This window comes from Winogradskyella pelagia (assembly GCF_017581965.1).
GTDB classification, from domain to species: Bacteria; Bacteroidota; Bacteroidia; order Flavobacteriales; family Flavobacteriaceae; genus Winogradskyella; species Winogradskyella pelagia.
Genome location: NZ_JAGEVF010000040.1, coordinates 1 through 750, shown reverse-complemented (window position 1 = coordinate 750; position 750 = coordinate 1). Strand labels below are relative to the sequence as shown.

Annotated in this window: 2 protein-coding genes; both read right to left on the bottom strand. The window is 34.5% G+C overall.

Going from position 1 to position 750, the window contains the following annotated elements:
• Positions 1-135: 135 nt before the first annotated feature.
• A complete protein-coding gene (locus tag J4050_RS15160) occupies positions 136-435 on the bottom strand; it encodes a type II toxin-antitoxin system RelE/ParE family toxin (protein WP_099570570.1) in 300 nt (99 codons plus the stop codon).
• Positions 422-679, bottom strand: coding sequence for a type II toxin-antitoxin system ParD family antitoxin (locus tag J4050_RS15155; RefSeq protein WP_208155460.1), 258 nt, complete (start codon positions 677-679; stop codon positions 422-424). Before J4050_RS15155 ends, J4050_RS15160 begins: the two co-directional genes overlap by 14 nt.
• Between the last annotated feature and the right edge of the window lie 71 nt (positions 680-750).

The following is a 750-nucleotide window of genomic DNA, read 5'->3' as shown; positions in this document are numbered from 1 at the left end:
AACGGTCTCGGCTATGAGTAGTTGCGTGGGTTAGCGATTAACTTTGCAAGTACACACCAAGTTGGAAATTCCTGCGGAATTTCCAAAGTAGGCGAGAACAAGCAATTACTTATAGCCATTGTTGTGTGCAGTTTTTTATTCAGTTATTCTTTTCTTTAAGTCCATTCTTTCGTGCAATATTCTTGTTATCTCCACATAATTTTCATTCAGAGTTCTGTAAAATATTATATGTCGATTTGCCTTAACTCCGAGAAGTTGCTTTGATATTCCATCGTAGTTTTTTCCAAAATCAGGATTTTCTGCGATTTCTTGACAATTAGAAATTAGTCCATCATAATATTTGTCTGCTTGTTGTTCAGACCAAACCTCAAACGTATAATCCCAAATTTTTGATAAATCCTCTACAGCTTTGTTCGTCAACTTATATTGAGCCATTCGAGTGCTTTTTCGCTTTTAACGATTCAAGATGTTGTTTTGGGTCGAAGTCGTGAGCTATTCCGCTGTCAATTCCTTCTTGTATTGCAGTTTTCAAAGCAATTACTTTACTTTCTTCTTCCTCTAATAGTCTTAATCCAGCACGAATGACTTCGCTAACGTTTTTAAACCTTCCTTCACTTATTCGACTTTGAACGAATTGATCAAAATAATTTCCGAGTGATATTGATGTGTTTTTGTTCATTTGAATACTAATTTTCTCAAATATACCAAAAATTGGTATAAACGCAAAATTTTCTCAAATTGCACACAACG